Source organism: Cellulomonas endophytica, assembly GCF_004123805.1.
Lineage (GTDB): Bacteria > Actinomycetota > Actinomycetes > Actinomycetales > Cellulomonadaceae > Cellulomonas > Cellulomonas endophytica.
The window spans coordinates 1-17,174 of record NZ_RWJX01000075.1 but is presented as its reverse complement, the minus strand read 5'-3'; the positions used below and the strand labels follow the sequence as shown (position 1 = coordinate 17,174).

The 17,174-nt window shown below is 74.5% G+C and carries 13 protein-coding genes and 2 tRNA genes; 13 read left to right on the top strand and 2 right to left on the bottom strand.

What is annotated here, in order from left to right; translation table 11 throughout:
- From dnaA to EJA20_RS15520, 13 genes are all read left to right on the top strand, one after another.
- Positions 1-875: chromosomal replication initiator protein DnaA (dnaA, locus tag EJA20_RS15575; RefSeq protein WP_129339414.1), on the top strand; the 875-nt coding region annotated here is incomplete at its 5' end.
- A 1,039-nt stretch (positions 876-1,914) separates the two neighbouring features.
- Positions 1,915-3,045, top strand: coding sequence for a DNA polymerase III subunit beta (dnaN, locus tag EJA20_RS15570; protein ID WP_129339412.1), 1,131 nt, complete (start codon positions 1,915-1,917; stop codon positions 3,043-3,045).
- 146 nt (positions 3,046-3,191) lie between these two features.
- A complete protein-coding gene (gnd, locus tag EJA20_RS15565; RefSeq protein WP_129339410.1) occupies positions 3,192-4,121 on the top strand; it encodes a phosphogluconate dehydrogenase (NAD(+)-dependent, decarboxylating) in 930 nt (309 codons plus the stop codon).
- Between the two features lie 79 nt (positions 4,122-4,200).
- Complete coding sequence (gene recF, locus EJA20_RS15560) at positions 4,201-5,475, top strand: DNA replication/repair protein RecF (protein WP_129339408.1); 1,275 nt, start codon at positions 4,201-4,203, stop codon at positions 5,473-5,475.
- 241 nt (positions 5,476-5,716) lie between these two features.
- The gene (locus EJA20_RS15555; RefSeq protein ID WP_129339407.1) at positions 5,717-6,247 is read left to right on the top strand and encodes a DciA family protein; all 531 of its coding nucleotides are present in this window, start codon (positions 5,717-5,719) and stop codon (positions 6,245-6,247) included.
- Between the two features lie 401 nt (positions 6,248-6,648).
- Positions 6,649-8,649 carry a DNA topoisomerase (ATP-hydrolyzing) subunit B gene (gene gyrB, locus EJA20_RS15550; RefSeq protein WP_129339420.1) on the top strand — a complete coding sequence of 667 codons (2,001 nt, stop codon included), beginning with the start codon at positions 6,649-6,651 and terminating at the stop codon, positions 8,647-8,649.
- Positions 8,650-8,828: 179 nt separating this feature from the next.
- Positions 8,829-11,450: a DNA gyrase subunit A gene (gene gyrA, locus EJA20_RS15545; RefSeq protein ID WP_129339418.1), complete on the top strand. Its 2,622-nt coding sequence runs from the start codon at positions 8,829-8,831 to the stop codon at positions 11,448-11,450.
- Positions 11,447-12,073, top strand: coding sequence for a DUF3566 domain-containing protein (locus EJA20_RS15540; RefSeq protein WP_205687537.1), 627 nt, complete (start codon positions 11,447-11,449; stop codon positions 12,071-12,073). Before gyrA ends, EJA20_RS15540 begins: the two co-directional genes overlap by 4 nt.
- Positions 12,074-12,192: 119 nt before the next feature.
- A tRNA-Ile gene (locus tag EJA20_RS15535) sits at positions 12,193-12,266 on the top strand.
- Between the two features lie 23 nt (positions 12,267-12,289).
- Positions 12,290-12,409 carry a DLW-39 family protein gene (locus EJA20_RS19570; protein WP_240675553.1) on the top strand — a complete coding sequence of 40 codons (120 nt, stop codon included), beginning with the start codon at positions 12,290-12,292 and terminating at the stop codon, positions 12,407-12,409.
- A gap of 47 nt (positions 12,410-12,456) precedes the next feature.
- Positions 12,457-12,529: transfer RNA gene (locus tag EJA20_RS15530), tRNA-Ala, on the top strand.
- A 193-nt stretch (positions 12,530-12,722) separates the two neighbouring features.
- The gene (locus EJA20_RS15525) at positions 12,723-15,083 is read left to right on the top strand and encodes a putative bifunctional diguanylate cyclase/phosphodiesterase (RefSeq protein ID WP_129339406.1); all 2,361 of its coding nucleotides are present in this window, start codon (positions 12,723-12,725) and stop codon (positions 15,081-15,083) included.
- A 10-nt stretch (positions 15,084-15,093) separates the two neighbouring features.
- Positions 15,094-15,435 carry a DUF3140 domain-containing protein gene (locus tag EJA20_RS15520; protein ID WP_129339405.1) on the top strand — a complete coding sequence of 114 codons (342 nt, stop codon included), beginning with the start codon at positions 15,094-15,096 and terminating at the stop codon, positions 15,433-15,435.
- Here the strand turns inward: EJA20_RS15520 and EJA20_RS15515 are convergent.
- Together EJA20_RS15515 and EJA20_RS18815 are read right to left on the bottom strand one after the other, a co-directional pair.
- Complete coding sequence (locus tag EJA20_RS15515) at positions 15,401-16,708, bottom strand: uracil-xanthine permease family protein (RefSeq protein WP_129339404.1); 1,308 nt, start codon at positions 16,706-16,708, stop codon at positions 15,401-15,403. The two genes, EJA20_RS15520 and EJA20_RS15515, sit on opposite strands and share 35 nt — an antisense overlap.
- A 169-nt stretch (positions 16,709-16,877) precedes the next feature.
- Positions 16,878-17,174, bottom strand: a 297-nt coding sequence (locus tag EJA20_RS18815) for a hypothetical protein (RefSeq protein ID WP_164984011.1), incomplete at its 5' end; no start/stop codon positions are given.

Here is a 17,174-nt window from a genome sequence, read left to right as displayed (position 1 = left end):
TGCACGCCATCGGCCACTACGCCCAGCACCTCTACCCCGCGGTGCGCGTGCGGTTCGTGAACTCCGAGGAGTTCACGAACGACTTCATCAACTCCATCGGCGAGGGCAAGGCGGGGGCGTTCCAGCGCCGCTACCGAGAGGTTGACGTCCTCCTCATCGACGACATCCAGTTCCTGCAGGGCAAGGAGCAGACGATGGAGGAGTTCTTCCACACGTTCAACACGCTCCACAACGCCAACAAGCAGGTCGTCATCACCTCCGACGTCCCCCCGAAGCAGCTGAACGGCTTCGAGGACCGGATGCGGTCACGGTTCGAGTGGGGCCTCATCACCGACGTCCAGCCGCCGGACCTCGAGACCCGCATCGCGATCCTGCGCAAGAAGGCCGCGAGCGAGGGGCTCCAGTCGCCCGACGACGTCGTCGAGTACATCGCCTCCCGCATCTCGACGAACATCCGCGAGCTCGAGGGCGCCCTCATCCGCGTCACCGCCTTCGCGAACCTCAACCGGCAGCAGGTCGACATGTCGCTGGCGGAGATCGTCCTGCGCGACCTCATCACCGACGAGCAGGCGGCGGAGATCACGGCGGCCACGGTCATCGGGCAGACCGCCGCCTACTTCAGCCTGTCCATCGACGAGCTGTGCGGCACGTCGCGCTCGCGCGTCCTGGTGAACGCGCGCCAGATCGCCATGTACCTGTGCCGCGAGCTGACGGACATGTCCCTGCCGAAGATCGGCCAGGCCTTCGGGGGCCGCGACCACACCACGGTCATGCACGCGAACCGCAAGATCCGCGAGCTCATGGCCGAGCGCCGCTCCATCTACAACCAGGTGACGGAGCTGACGAACCGCATCAAGCAGCAGGCCCGGGGCTGAACGCGCCGGCGGCGTGACGGCAGGTCCGCCGCCTCGCCCACCGCCCCTCGAGCCGCGCCCGTCGGCCCCTGACGCCGCGCCCGTCGATCTCCGCCGGCCGGGCCCTGCCCCGGGCTGCGCACGGTCGCAGTCGTCCGACGCCGACCCTCTCCTCGTCGTCCACAGACATCCACAGGTCCCTGTGGACAACTCGGTGGACAACGCCGACGCCGCTCGGACCGGCGCCCCGAGGAGCGAGAGGCCCTGTTCGGGCAGCAAGGCCGACGGCACCCCGCGCAGGTCACGGGACGGTCACGGCACCGGTGCAGGTCAGCGGCCCGGCCCGGCCGACGGCGGCGAAAGCGCAGGACGGACCGGGCAGACCGGGCAGGACGCCTCCGCGTCCACAGGTCACGGTCCGGTCACCCCACGTTCATCCCCGGCGTGAAGCATGGGTAGGACGAATGTGCACACCTGTGCGCGGACCTGTGGACGACGGTGGACGACACGCGGTCACCCTGTGGACAGCGGTGGCGTCGGCCGTGGAGGGGGGCGGGGCGCGCCGCCGCCGTCCCCAGGCGTCTACCGACGGAGCGCGCCGCCCACAGCCGCCCGGCACAGGGCTGCGGACGACATGACCTGCGCGGACCCGTGTCATCCACAGGGTGCACAGGTGCGATGACGACGATGAGTCCTCTCCCTGATGGTGATCCACACACCGGCACCACGCTCCGGGCGGCGGTCCCCGAGGCACCTCGGGAGCACCCCGGGCACGACACGTCCCGCAGCGACCCCGACGCGCGGACCCCTACGTGAGCCCGGACGTGGCGCCGACGCAGGAGGGCCAGGGGACAGGTCCCGACGAGCCGGGGCCCGCCCTCCCGGCCGCCGTCCACGGACCCGTCCGGCCGGGGTCCGGGCCGGCGTGCGCTGGCGTAGGGTTCGGCCGGGCGGTCCCTCCGGTCCTGCCGGGTGCCTGCGCGCCCGGTCGTCGCGGGGAACGGCCCTCCGGCCCGGGGTCCTCCCCGCGGCGCGGTGCCGGCTGACGCGAGAGGTGACCATGAGGTTCCGGGTGGAGCGAGACGTCCTCGCGGAGGCCGTGACGTGGACGGCGCGCAGCCTCCCGACCCGTCCGCCGGTCCCCGTCCTCGCCGGCGTCCGCATCGAGGCGGACACCACGGGGACGATCGGGCTCTCGAGCTTCGACTACGAGGTCTCCGCGCGCTCGCACATCCCGGCCGACGTCAGCGAGCCCGGCACGGTGCTCGTGTCGGGGCGTCTGCTCGCGGAGATCGCCCGGGCGCTGCCGGCCAAGCCGGTCGACGTCGTCCTCGAGGGGACGAAGGTGACCCTGACGTGCGGCGCGAGCCGGTTCACGCTCCTGACGATGCCCGTCGACGACTACCCGGCGCTGCCCCAGCTCCCCGCGACGAGCGGCACCGTCGACGGCGACGAGCTCATCAAGGCCGTCACCCAGGTGTCCGTGGCCGCGAGCCGCGACGACACGCTGCCCCTGCTCACCGGGGTGCGCGTGGAGATCGAGGGCGAGAAGGTGACGCTGCTCGCGACCGACCGGTACCGCCTCGCGCTGCGCGAGCTGACGTGGAAGCCCGCGAGCCCCGACCTGTCGACCGTGGCGCTCGTGCGCGCCCGCACCCTCACGGACGCGGCCAAGTCGCTCGGGACGGCGGGGTCGGTGACGGTCGGCCTGTCCACCGGCGCCGGGGTCGACCTCATCGGCTTCGAGTCCGGCGGCCGCCAGACGACGAGCCTCCTCGTCGACGGGGACTACCCGGCCGTGCGCCGCCTGTTCCCCGACGAGACGCCCATCCACGCCGTGGTCGCGACCCAGGCGCTCGCCGACGCCGCCAAGCGCGTGGCCCTCGTCGCCGAGCGGAACACCCCGATCCGGCTGGCGTTCAGCGAGGGCCAGGTCGTCCTCGACGCCGGCCAGGGCGACGACGCGCAGGCGTCGGAGGCGCTCGAGGCGCACCTCGTGGGCGACGACATCACGGTGGCCTTCAACCCCGGCTTCCTGCTCGACGGGCTCGGGGCGCTGTCCGCGCCCTTCGTCCGCCTCTCGTTCACGCACCCCAACAAGCCCGTGGAGTTCACGGGCCAGGGATCGCTGGAGGGCGAGGACTCGCGGGAGTACCGCTACCTGCTCGTCCCCATCCGCTTCGCCGGCTGACCCCCGCGGGCGAGGTCGCGGGCGGGCGTCCGACGCGCCCCGGCGGCCCGCACGCCCGACACTGGCCCTGCGCGCCGGTCCCGCGACCGACGTCGGCGGCCCCCACCCCGGCCCCCTGCGGGCCCGCGACGAAGGACGGCACACGGATGCACATCGGACTCATCGGCCTGGGCAAGATGGGCGCGAACATGCGCGAGCGCATGCGCGCGGCCGGCCTGGAGGTCACCGGCTTCGACCGCAACCCGGACGTCACGGACGTGGCGTCGCTCGAGGAGCTCGTCGCCGCGCTGCCGGCCGGCGAGCGGGTCGTCTGGGTGATGGTCCCCGCGGGCGCCGTCACGCACACGGTCGTGAAGGACCTGGCGGGACTGCTCACGGCGGGCGACGTCGTCATCGACGGCGGCAACTCCTACTACGGCGACGACAGCACCCACGCGGCGCTCCTCGGCGAGACCGGCGTCGGCTTCATCGACGCCGGCGTCTCCGGTGGTGTGTGGGGCCTGAAGAACGGGTACGGCCTCATGGTCGGCGGCGAGGCGGACCTCGTCGCGAAGGCGATGCCGGTCTTCGACGCGCTGCGGCCGGAGGGCCCCCGCGAGGAGGGCTTCGTGCACGCAGGGTCCGTCGGCGCAGGGCACTTCGCCAAGATGGTCCACAACGGCATCGAGTACGGGCTCATGCAGGCCTACGCCGAGGGTTACGAGCTCCTCGCGGCCAAGGGCCTGGTCCACGACGTCACGGGGACGATGAAGGCGTGGACGCGCGGCACGGTCGTGCGCTCCTGGCTCCTGGACCTGCTCGTCGCGGCGCTGGAGTCCGACCCCGGGCTCGACGAGATCGACGACTGGGTCGAGGACTCCGGCGAGGGCCGCTGGACCGTCGACGAGGCCATCGACGCCGCCGTCCCGGTCCCGGTCATCTCCGCCGCGCTGTTCGCCCGGTTCTCCTCGCGCCAGGAGGAGTCGCCGGCCATGAAGGCGGTGGCCGCCCTGCGCCAGCAGTTCGGCGGGCATGCGGTCCACGCCGCCAAGCCCGGCGTCACCACGCCCCCGGCCGGCTCGGGCCAGAAGGCCTGACGGCCGCGGCCGCCGGCGCACGCCGCCGGCGGCCGCCCGTCGCGCCCCGCCCCGCCCGCCGGACCGGACCGCCACCGCCGTGTACGTCGCCCACCTGTCGCTCACCGACTTCCGCTCCTGGGCGGAGGTCGAGCTCCCGCTCGAGCCCGGGGTGACGGCGATCGTCGGCCCGAACGGCCAGGGCAAGACGAACCTCGTCGAGGCGATCGGCTACGTCGCGACCCTCGGCAGCCACCGGGTGCCCTCCGACGCGGCCCTCGTGCGGCAGGGCGCCCCGCGCGCCGTCGTGCGGACGCGGGTCGTGCGGGAGCTCGACCCCGGCCGCCCCCGCACGAGCACCCTCGAGGTCGAGGTGACGCCGGGCCGTGCGAACCGTGCCCGCATTAACGGCGGCTCGCCCGGGCGGGCCCGGGACATCCTCGGGATCCTCCGGTCCGTGCTGTTCGCCCCGGAGGACCTCGCGATCGTCAAGGGCGACCCGGACGGCCGCCGGCGCTTCCTCGACGAGCTCGTCGTGCAGCTCACCCCCCGGCTGGCCGGCACGCTGCAGGACTACGAGCGGGTGCTGCGGCAGCGCTCGGCCCTGCTGAAGACCGCGGGCGCCCGGGGGACGCGCCCGGGCGCGGACCTGGGCACCCTCGACGTGTGGGACGCCAAGCTCGCCACGGCGGGCGCGGAGCTGGTCGTCGCGCGGCGGCGCCTGGTCCGGGCGCTGCGCCCGCTGGCGGCGCAGGCGTACGAGGAGGTCAGCTCCGGCCAGGGCGTGCTGGCGCTGGACTACCGGGCGTCCGTCGACGCCGCCCTCGCGGAGGGGTCCCGGGACGCCCCCGACGAGGCGGCGCCGACGGCGGAGGAGGCGGACGGCGCCCCGGCGTCCGTCGACGCCCGTGCGGTCGAGGCCCGGCTCCTCGAGGCGATGGCGCGCGTGCGCCGCAAGGAGCTCGAGCGGGGGGTGAGTCTCGTCGGCCCCCACCGCGACGACCTCGTCCTGCGGCTCGGGGACCTGCCGGCGAAGGGCTACGCGAGCCACGGCGAGTCCTGGTCCGTGGCGCTGGCGCTGCGCCTGGCGTCGTGGCGGCTGCTGTCGGGCCCGGACGCGCGCGCCGGCGTCGGACCGGACCCCGGCGTCGAGCTCACCGACGACTGGGCCTACGACCCGCGCCCCGACGGCGAGCCCGTGCTCGTCCTCGACGACGTCTTCGCCGAGCTCGACGCCCGGCGACGCGAGCGGCTCGCGGCCCTCGTCGCGCCGGCGCGCCAGGTGCTCATCACCGCGGCGGTGCCCGAGGACGTCCCGGCGCCGCTGAGCGGGGACCGCGTGGAGGTCCGGGACGGGACGGTGCGGCGTGCCTGAGCCGACGCCCGTGCGGCGGGCCCTCCCCGCGCGGCGCGGCGCCGCGAGGTCGGCGCGACCGCCGGCGACCGCCGGTCCCGACGGTCCCGCCGGCAGCGGAGGCGCCGGGGGCAGCGGAGGCGCCGGGGGCACCGGGGGTGCCGGAGGCGCCGGGGGCACCGGGGGTGCCGGAGGCGCCGGCGCGCCCCGGGGCGAGGGGCCCGGCGGTGCGCCGGACGACGCGCCGCCCGTCCGCGAGGGGGTGCCGGTCGGCCTCCTCGTCGAGCTGACCCCCCCGACGACCGTCGCCCGGGCCGCGCTGAACCGCGCCCGGGCGTCGGCGCTCACGCGCGGGCTGCGCCCCGGCGACCCGGCACGGCGCCCGGTGACCGCCGCACCGGGAGGCCCCGCCGCCGGCAGCGGGGCGCACCCGTCGGCGCGCGACCCGCAGAGCGTGGCGAGCACGCTGTCGCGCCTGCTCGACGAGACGGGCTGGCGTCCCGACGTGGCGGTCGGCGGCGTCGTGGGACGGTGGGAGAGCATCGTCGGGCCGCAGGTGGCCGAGCACTGCCGGATCGAGACGTTCCAGCGCGGGGAGCTCGTCGTGCGGACGGACTCGACGGCCTGGGCGGCGCAGATGCGCCTGCTCGTGCCGACGCTGCTCGGCCGGCTCGCGCAGACGGTCGGCGAGGGCGTCGTCGTCGAGGTGCGGGTCCTCGGCCCCGCGGGACCCGGCTTCGGGCGGGGGCCCCGCAGCGTCCGCGGGCGCGGGCCCCGGGACACCTGGGGCTGACCGCCGCCGGGCCGCGGGCGCGACGTGGGCGCGACGTGGGCACGACGTGGGCGCGACGTGGGCGCGGCACGGCCGCCACGGGGGGGCGCGACGCGTGCGCGGGCGGGGTGGGGACGAGGGCGTCCCGAGGCCCCCGGGGGAGTAGACTGAACAGGTCGTTCTCGGCGCTCTGGCGCCGGTTGCGCGCCCCGAACAGACGCGTCTCGGAGTGATCCGCCCCCCTCACGGCTCGGCGGCCCGCTGCGTGGCGCCTGCGACGTCGAGGAGAACCCCCGCCCGTGGCCGACGAGACCGCACCCGCCGACGCGCCCGACCCGCAGCCGGCGGCGCCGGTCGAGAGCCTCGAGGGCACCGCCGCCGACACCCCGGAGGCGGTCGCGGAGGCCGGGGCCGTCGCCCCGGTGCGCCCGGTCGACGGCGGCTACGGCGCGGAGAACATCACCGTCCTCGAGGGCCTCGAGGCCGTGCGCAAGCGCCCGGGCATGTACATCGGCTCCACGGGCGAGCGCGGGCTGCACCACCTCGTCTACGAGGTCGTCGACAACTCCGTCGACGAGGCCCTGGCGGGGTACTGCGACACGATCGACGTCACGCTGCTCGCGGACGGCGGCGTGCGCGTGGTCGACAACGGGCGCGGCATCCCGGTGGCGATCCACCCCACGGAGGGCCGCCCCACCGTCGAGGTCGTCATGACGATCCTGCACGCCGGCGGCAAGTTCGGCGGCGGCGGGTACGCGGTCTCCGGCGGCCTGCACGGCGTCGGCATCTCGGTGGTGAACGCGCTGTCGACGAAGGTGCAGACCGTCGTCATGCGCGACGGGTACACGTGGGAGCAGGACTTCAAGGACGGCGGCAAGCCCGACGGCGAGCTGCGCCGCCTGGGGCCGACGGAGGCCACGGGCACGGCGCAGACGTTCTGGGCCGACCCGTCGATCTTCGAGACGACGAGCTACGACTTCGAGACGCTGCGCTCGCGCTTCCAGCAGATGGCGTTCCTCAACAAGGGCCTGCGGCTCACGCTCACGGACGAGCGCCCCGAGCACACCGGCACGGACGACGAGGTCACGGAGGCCGAGGGCACCGCGCCGGCGAGCCCCCACCGCACCGTGTCCTACAAGTACGACGGCGGCCTCATCGACTACGTCAAGCACCTGAACTCGGCGAAGAAGGTCGAGCTCGTGCACCCCGACGTCATCGACATCGAGTCCGAGGACACCGTCCGCAAGATCTCCGTCGAGATCGCGATGCAGTGGACGAACGCCTACTCCGAGTCCGTCCACACCTACGCCAACACCATCTCCACGACGGAGGGCGGCACGCACGAGGAGGGCTTCCGTGCGGCGATGACGCGTCTCGTCAACGAGTACGCCCGCGCCAAGGGGCTGCTCAAGGAGAAGGACGAGAACCTCACGGGCGACGACATCCGCGAGGGCCTCACGGCCGTGCTGTCGGTCAAGCTCGGCGAGCCGCAGTTCGAGGGCCAGACGAAGACGAAGCTCGGCAACACGGAGGCGAAGACCTTCGTGCAGCGTGTCGTCAACGAGCGCCTGACGGACTGGTTCGACGCCCACCCGTCCGAGGCGCGCGACATCATCCGCAAGGCGATCGGCGCGGCCGCGGCCCGCATGGCGGCCCGCAAGGCCCGCGAGGCGACCCGCCGCAAGGGCCTCATGGACTCCGCCGGCCTGCCCGGCAAGCTCAAGGACTGCCAGTCGAACAACCCCGCCGAGTGCGAGGTGTTCATCGTCGAGGGCGACTCCGCCGGCGGCTCGGCCGTGCGCGGCCGCAACCCGCGCACCCAGGCGATCCTGGCGATCCGCGGCAAGATCCTCAACGTCGAGCGCGCGCGCCTGGACCGGGCGCTGAGCAACCAGGAGGTCCAGGCCCTCATCGCCGCCTTCGGGACCGGCATCGGCGAGGACTTCGACGTCTCGAAGCTGCGGTACCACAAGATCGTGCTCATGGCCGACGCGGACGTCGACGGCCAGCACATCCGCACCCTGCTGCTCACCCTGCTGTTCCGGTACATGCCGGACCTCATCACGGGCGGGTTCGTCTACCTCGCGCAGCCGCCGCTCTTCCGCATCAAGTGGTCGAACGCGCCGCACGACTACGTGTACTCCGACCGCGAGCGGGACGCCGTCCTGGCCGACGGCCAGGCCAACGGCAAGCGGATCCCCAAGGAGAACGCGATCCAGCGCTACAAGGGCCTGGGCGAGATGGACTACTCCGAGCTGTGGGAGACGACCATGTCCCCCGAGCACCGGACCCTGCTCCAGGTGACGCTCGAGGAGGCCGCGGCCGCCGACGAGATCTTCTCCGTCCTCATGGGCGAGGACGTGGAGTCGCGCCGCTCGTTCATCCAGCGCAACGCCAAGGACGTCCGCTTCCTCGACATCTGAGGCCGCACCCGCGGGCGCCCCTCCCCGGGCGCGCCCGCGGGCCCCCTGTACGCCGCACCACCCGCACCCGCGAAGAGGACACCGTGAGCGACACCCCCGAGGGCACCGGCACCGGCTGGACCGTCGGTGCCGACGGCATCGAGCACGGCCGCATCGACCAGGTCGACCTGCAGCTGGAGATGCAGCGGTCGTACCTGGACTACGCGATGTCGGTCATCGTCGGCCGCGCGCTGCCCGACGTGCGCGACGGCCTCAAGCCCGTCCACCGCCGCGTCCTCTACGCCATGTACGACGGCGGCTACCGGCCCGACCGGCAGTTCTCCAAGTGCAGCCGCGTCGTCGGCGACGTCATGGGCAAGTTCCACCCGCACGGCGACACCGCCATCTACGACGCCCTCGTCCGGCTCGTGCAGGACTGGTCGCTGCGCTACCCGCTCGTCTCCGGCCAGGGGAACTTCGGCTCCCCCGGCGACGACCCCGCGGCCGCGCCCCGGTACACCGAGTGCCGCATGGCCCCGCTCGCCATGGAGATGGTCCGGAACATCGACGAGGACACCGTCGACTTCCAGGACAACTACGACGGCCGCGAGCAGGAGCCGGTCGTCCTGCCCTCGCGCTTCCCGAACCTGCTCGTCAACGGCTCGGCCGGCATCGCCGTCGGCATGGCGACGAACATCCCGCCGCACAACCTCCGCGAGGTCGCCGAGGGCGTGCAGTGGCACCTGGACCACCCGGAGGCCAGCAAGGAGGAGCTCCTCGAGGCGCTCATGCAGCGCATCAAGGGCCCGGACTTCCCCACCGCCGCCACGATCCTCGGGCACCGCGGCATCGAGGAGGCGTACCGCACCGGTCGCGGCTCCATCACGATGCGTGCGGTCGTCGAGGTCGAGGAGATCCAGGGGCGCACGTGCCTCGTCGCGACGGAGCTGCCCTACCAGGTCAACCCCGACCGCCTCGCGGAGAAGATCGTCGAGCTCGCGCGGGAGAACCGCGTCGCCGGCATCGCCGACGTGCGCGACGAGACCTCGGGCCGCACGGGCCAGCGCCTCGTCATCGTGCTCAAGCGCGACGCGGTCGCCAAGGTCGTGCTCAACAACCTCTACAAGCACACCCAGCTGCAGGACACGTTCGGCGCCAACATGCTGGCGCTCGTCGACGGCGTCCCGCGCACGCTGAGCATCGACGCGTTCGTGCGGCACTGGACGCAGCACCAGATCGACGTCATCCGCCGGCGCACGCAGTACCGCCTGTCCGCGGCCGAGCGCGAGATCCACATCTACAACGGCCTGCTCAAGGCGCTCGACCTCATGGACGAGGTCATCGCGCTCATCCGGGCCTCGGCCTCGGCCGACGACGCGCGCAGCGGCCTCATGGGGCTCCTCGACATCGACGAGGACCAGGCCAACGCCATCCTGCGGATGCAGCTGCGCCAGCTCGCCGCCCTGGAGCGCCAGCGCATCCTCGACAAGCACGCCGAGCTCGAGGCGGCGATCGCCGAGTACCGCGCGATCCTCGCCTCCGACCAGCGCCAGCGCGACATCGTCGCCGACGAGCTGCGCGAGGTCGTCGACAAGTTCGGCGACGAGCGCCGCACCCGCGTCCTGCCCCACGACGGCGAGGTCTCCATCGAGGACCTCATCGCCGAGGAGGACGTCGTCGTCACCATCACCCGCGGCGGCTACGCCAAGCGGACCCGCACGGACGCCTACCGCGCGCAGCGCCGGGGCGGCAAGGGCGTGCGGGGCGCCCAGCTGCGCCAGGACGACCTCGTCGACCACTTCTTCACGACGACGACCCACCACTGGCTGCTGTTCTTCACCAACCTCGGCCGCGTCTACCGGGCGAAGGCGTACGAGCTGCCCGAGGGCGGCCGCGACGCCAAGGGCCAGCACGTGGCGAACCTCCTGGCGTTCCAGCCCGGCGAGCGCATCGCCCAGGTCCTCGACCTGCGCAGCTACGACCAGGCCGAGCACCTGCTCCTGGCGACGAAGCGCGGCCTGGTGAAGAAGACGCGGCTGGCGGAGTACGACACGAACCGCACGGGCGGCGTCATCGCCATCAACCTGCGCGAGGACGAGGAGGGCCGCGCCGACGAGCTCGTCGCCGCGCGCCTGGCCGACGCCCACCAGGACCTCATCCTCGTGTCCCGCAAGGGCCAGTCCGTGCGCTTCACGGCCTCCGACGAGTCCCTGCGCCCCATGGGCCGGGCCACGTCCGGCGTCACCGGCATGAAGTTCCGGGGCGACGACGAGCTGCTCGCCATGGACGTCGTCCGCGAGGACGCCCACCTGTTCACGGTGACGCAGGGCGGCATCGCCAAGCGCACGGCCCTCACGGTGGAGAACTACCGCCAGCAGGGGCGTGGCGGCCTGGGGATCCGGGTGGCGAACCTGCCCGAGGCGAACGGCGACCTCGTCGGGGCGCTCGTCGTCGACGCCGAGGACGAGGTCCTCGTCATCATGGAGGGCGGCAAGATCGTCCGCTCCGCCGCCCTCGAGGTGAACGCGACGGGCCGGACGACGCAGGGCGTCATCTTCGCCAAGCCCGACGCCGGCGACCGCATCATCGCCGTGGCGCGCAACCCGGAGCGCCAGGCGGCCGAGGAGGTCGTCGCGGCGGAGGACCTGGCCCCGGCGGGCGAGGTCGTCGAGGCGCACCCCGAGCCGCTCGCCGCCGAGGCCGACGCCTCCGGTGAAGGTGCTGTGTCGGACGTCCCGAGCCCCTCCACCGGCGCGGACGCGGCCGGTACGGTGGCGCAGGGTCGGGACGAGGAGTCCCCGGCCGACGGGGAGGACGCATGAGCGAGCCCGCGCCGCCCTCGATCCGCCCCGCCCGGCCCACCGCCGGCGGCACCGACGCGAAGGACGCCGCGATGAGCCGACCCACCACCACCGAGGCGCCCGTGCCGCGCACCGTGAGCTCCGGTGCGGCCACCGGTGCGACAGCCACCGCCGGCAGCACGGCGACGGCGACGGGCGCCGGTGCCCCGACGGGCACGACCACCGGCCCCCGGCCGGCCGGCGGTCCCGCGGCGGCGCCTCGTCCCGCCCCGGCGGGCACCGGGCCCCGCCGGGTCCGGCTGTCGATCTCCCGTGTGGACCCGTGGTCGGTCATGAAGCTGTCGTTCCTGCTGTCGTTCGCGGTCGGCATCATCATCGTCGTCGCGGCCGCGGTGGTCTGGCTGACCCTCGACGGGATCGGCGTCTTCGCCCGCATCGACGAGCTCGTGACGACCGTCATCGGCGAGGACTCGCCGGTGACGCTGCTGGACTACCTCGCCTTCCCGCGCGTGGTGTCGGCGGCCATGCTCGTCGCCGTCGTGGACGTCGTGCTGCTGACCGCGCTGTCGACGCTGGGCGCGTTCCTGTACAACATCGTCGCGGCGCTCGTCGGCGGGCTGCACGTGACGATGACGGACGACTGAGGCACCCCACGACGTGCGCCCGGCGAGCGCCCGGGGCGGTCCCCGGTTTGGGGCGCCCCCGCGCGCTGGGGTACTCTCGTCCGGCGCCCACGCCCGGAGGACCCGGACGACGCGCGCACGGGCCTATAGCTCAGACGGTTAGAGCGCTTCCCTGATAAGGAAGAGGTCACAGGTTCAAGTCCTGTTAGGCCCACGCACGCCCCCTCGGAGGTCAGCTTGAAGAAGACGCTCCTCGTCGTCGCCGCCGGCGCCCTCGCGTTCGGTGCCTACCGGCGCTGGTCGCAGGACCGCGACGAGCGTGAGCTCTGGGCCGAGGTCACCGACGAGCTCGACTGACCGTCCCGGGCGGCTGCGGCCGCCCCCGTCCCCGGCGGGGACGGCGCGGGGCCATGGCGCAATTGGTAGCGCACCTGCTTTGCAAGCAGGGGGTTAGGGGTTCGAGTCCCCTTGGCTCCACCCTCGCACGACGTGCACCCCTCGCACGACGTGCACCCGGCGCCCGGAGGCACTTGCCGTCCCGGCTCCCCGCACCCGGTCCTCGAACCCCCCGCCGGAGCGTCCCCCACGGCTCACACCGATCGCCGGGCGACCGATGGGACGGGTGAGGGTCCAGAGACGGTGCCCCGATGCCGGCTCCTCGAGGTGATCCATGCCCCCGCTGCTCCTGCGGCGTCCCGGCGTGCTCACCGGGGTGATGCTGCTCGTCACGACCGTCTACGTCGCCGGTCTCCTGCGGGACGACGGCGGCGCCGGGGTCGACGTCCTCGTCGACCGCGTGCTCGGGACGGTCGCCGCGCTCGTGCCGGGCTGCGTCGTGCTGGCGCGGGTGCGGCGTGCGGCGCTCGCCCGGACCGCGGTCGTCCTCTCGGGCCTGGCCCTCCTGGCGTTCGGCGTCGGGAACGCGTACTACCTGCTCAGCCTCACGCGGGGCACCGCGCTGCCGTTCCCCTCGTGGGCGGACGCGGGCTACGTGCTCTTCCTGCCGCTCATGGTCGCGGCGCTCGTGGTCGTGACCCGCGCCGCGACCCCCGGACCATCCTCCGGCAGGGGTCGGCGCGACACCCTCGCCTGGCTCGACGGCGACGTGGCGTCCCTCGGCGCGGCCGCGGTCGTCACCTGCGCCCTGGGCCCCGTGCTGGACGCGTGGCTGCGGGAGGGCCCCACGCCGGCCTCGCTCGTCGCCCTGACGTACCCGGTCGGGGACGTGGTGCTCCTCGGGCTCGTCGCGCGGCTCGCGACCCTCGAGGTGGGCGGGCGCGGCCTGCACCCCTGGCCGCTGGCGGCCGGCGTGGCGGTCTTCGCGGGGACCGACCTGGTCTACACCCGGCAGGTCGCGGACGGCACCTACGCCGTGGGCACGGTGCTCGACGCCGGCTGGGTCGTGGGGCTCGTGCTCGTCGCCGTGTGGGTGGACGGGCTGAGCGGCCGCTCGGACGTGCTCGCGCAGGTGGCGGCCGACACCGCCCCCGAGGAGCGCCGGCCCGTGGAGGCCGTCCCGGCCGCCGCCACCCTCGCGTCCCTCGCCGTGCTCGTCGCGGCCGCGCGCGCCCCGCTCCCGGTGCCCGCCGTGGTGCTCGCCGCCCTGTGCGTCGTGGTGGCGAGCGCGCGGACGCAGGTGCTCGTCGCCCGGCTGCGGGTGGCGGCCGCGGAGCGCCGGCGCGAGGCCCTCACCGACCTGCTCACCGGGCTGCCGAACCGCCAGGGGCTCGCGGCGGCGGCGCGGGGCCCGGTCGACGGACGCGCCGCCCTCCTCCTGCTCGACCTCGACGACTTCACGGACGTCAACGACGGCCTCGGGCACGCCGCCGGCGACGCCGTCCTCGTGCAGGTCGGCGAGCGGCTGCGGTCGGCGCTGCCCGGCACGGTCGTCGCGCGGCAGGGCAGCGACGAGTTCGCCGCGCTGCTGCCGGAGGCCGACGACGAGGCCGTCGGGCTCGCCGTCGACCGCGTCCGCCTCGTGCTGCGGACGCCCGTGGTGCTCGAGGGCACCGCGGTGCACCTCGGGGCGAGCATCGGGGTCGCCACGGCCGCCACCGCCGGCCCGCGCCTGGACGACCTGATGCGCGCCGCCGACGTGGCGCTCGCGCGCGCGAAGGGCCGTCCCGACGGGGTCCACGTGCACGACGCGACGGACGCGGCGGAGCAGGGGCGCGGCCTGCGGCTGCTCGACGAGCTGCGCGTGGCGCTGGCCCGTGACGAGCTCGTCGTGCACCACCAGCCCAAGGTCGACCTCACGACCGGGACGGTCACCGGGGTCGAGGCGCTGGTGCGGTGGCAGCACCCCGAGCGCGGGCTCGTGCCCCCGGGGGACTTCCTGCCCGTCGCCGAGCGGGGCGGCCTCATGGGGCCGCTGACCGGCCGGGTGCTGGACCTCGCCCTCCGGGAGGCGACCGGCTGGTGGCGGGACGGGCTGCACCTGCCCGTGGCCGTCAACCTGCCCGCCCACGCCCTCTTCGACCCCGACCTGCCGGCGCGCCTCGTCGCGGACCTCGCCGCGCGCGGCCTCCCTCCGGCCGCGCTGCGCCTCGAGCTCACCGAGGACCTGCTGGTGCAGCACCGCGAGCGGGCGGCCGACGTGCTCGGCCGGCTGCGGGAGGCCGGGGTGCAGGTCGCCATCGACGACTTCGGCACGGGCTACAGCTCGCTGGCGTACCTGCGCGACCTCCCCGTGGACGAGCTCAAGCTCGACCGCTCGTTCACCGCCCGCCTCACCGACGACCGCGCGACGGCGGCGATCGTCGCCTCGACGGTCCGGCTCGGGCACGAGCTGGGCCTGCGGATCGTCGCGGAGGGCGTCGAGACGCAGGAGGCCTACGACCGGCTCGCCGCCCTCGGCTGCGACCAGGCGCAGGGGTACCTCGTCGCCCGGCCGCTGCCCGGTCCCGAGCTGCGTGACTGGCTCCGGCACCGGGACGTGGCCGCAGCGGCGCAGCGGCGGCACGTGGCCGCGGCGGTCGCGCGCCAGGCGCTGCCGCCCCGCCCGGATGCCGTCGTCGGGGTGCGTCCCTGACGATGGGGGCATGAGCGACCACCACGACGCCGACAGCACCCGCCGCGAGTTCCGGGAGGCGGTGAACATGTCCCCCGCCGAGCTGGAGCGCTGGCTCGGCACGGAGGAGTCGACGTCCGTCGGGCAGAAGAAGGACGGGGACGACGAGTCCACGGGGCACCACTCGGGCCGGCGGATCGTCGAGCTGCTCCGCACGACGAAGGACGACCTGACCGACGACGACCTGGCCCACATGCGCACGGTCGTCGGCTACGTGCACCGGCACTCCGCGCAGCGCCCGGACGGCGACGTCACCGACACCCCGTGGCGCTGGTCCCTCATGAACTGGGGGCACGACCCCCTGAAGGACTGAGGGCCGGCGCGTCCGCCCCGGTGCCCCGCCAGCGTGAGACGGCGCGCATGAGGTGGTGGACGCCGATGGCGGCCACGGTGCCCAGCGCGATCCCGCCGAACTGGAGGTCGCCGACGGCCCAGCGGTAGTCGGCGATCCCGACGACGAGGGCCACGGCGGCCGTCGTGAGGTGCACCGGGTCGGAGAAGTCGACGCGGGCGTTGACCCAGATGCGGGCCCCGAGGACGCCGATCATCCCGTAGAGGACCGTCGTGGCGCCGCCGAGGACGCCGGCGGGGACGGAGGCGACGGCCTCGCCGAACTTCGGCGACAGGCTCAGCAGCAGCGCGGCGCCCGCGGCGACCCAGTACGCGGCGGTGGAGTAGACGCGGGTGGCGGCCATGACGCCGATGTTCTCCGCGTACGTCGTGGTGCCCGACCCGCCGCCGAGGCCGGCCAGCGTGGTGGCGAGGCCGTCGGCGACGAGCGCGCGGCCGGCGACGGGGTCGAGGTCCCGCCCCGTCATGGCCGCGACCGACTTCACGTGCCCGATGTTCTCCGCGACGAGCACGAGGACGACGGGGAGGAACAGGCCGAGCACGGAGGCGTCGAACGCGGGCGCCGTGAACGTGGGCAGCCCGACCCACGCGGCCTCGCGGATGCCGGAGGTGTCGACCTCGCCCCGGACCAGCGCGACGACGTAGCCGACGGCCACGCCGACGAGGATGGACAGGCGGCCGAGGATCCCGCGGAACAGCACGCCGGCGAGGACCACGACGAGGAGCGTGACGACCGCCGTGACGGGCGCCTCCTGCACGCTCCTCCAGGCCGTCGGGGCGAGGTTGAGGCCGATGAGCGCGACGATCGTGCCCGTGACGACCGGCGGCATGAGCGCGTCGAGCCAGCGCGTGCCGGCCGCCTGCACGACGAGCCCGACGAGCGCCAGCGCGACGCCCGTCGCCACCACGCCGCCGAGCGCCACCGCCGGCCCGCCCGACGTGCCGGCCGCGGTCAGGGGCGCGATGAACGCGAAGCTCGACCCCAGGTAGCTCGGCACCCGCCCGCGGGTCAGCAGCAGGAAGAGCGCCGTGCCCACCGCGGAGAAGAACAGGGTGGTCGCCGGCGGGAAGCCCGTGAGCAGCGGGACGAGGAACGTGGCGCCGAACATCGCGACGACGTGCTGGAGCCCGATGCCGATCGTCCGCGGCCAGCTCAGCCGCTCGTCGGGGGCGACGACCGCCCCCGGTGCGATCCGTCGTCCGTCGCCGTGCAGGCGCCAGCCCGGTGCCGCCATGGGCGTGCCTCCGCAGGGTGCGTGGTGCTCGGGCGGGGGCGGCCCCGCCGCAGGCCCCGCGGCCGTCCGTCGCCGGCCGGGCCACAGGCTAGCCGGGACGACGCAGGACCCCCGTGCCGACGGCACGGGGGTCCTCACGCGGGGGTCGGGGCCCGGGGGCCCGCCGGGGTCAGGCCTGGCTCGTGCGCACCTCGGCGGTCCGCTTGATCTCGCGGGCGACGGTCTGGGTCTTGATCTCGCGGGCCTTGATCTCGCGGGCGACGGTCTGCGTCTTGATCTCGCGGGCCTTGATCTCGCGGGCGACGGTCTGGGTCTTGACCTCGCGCGCCTTGATCTCACGCGCCACGGTCTGCGTCTTGATCTCGCGGGCCTTGATCTCACGCGCCACGGTCTGCGTCTTGATCTCGCGCGCCTTGATCTCACGCGCCACGGTCTGCGTCTTGATCTCGCGGGCCTTGATCTCACG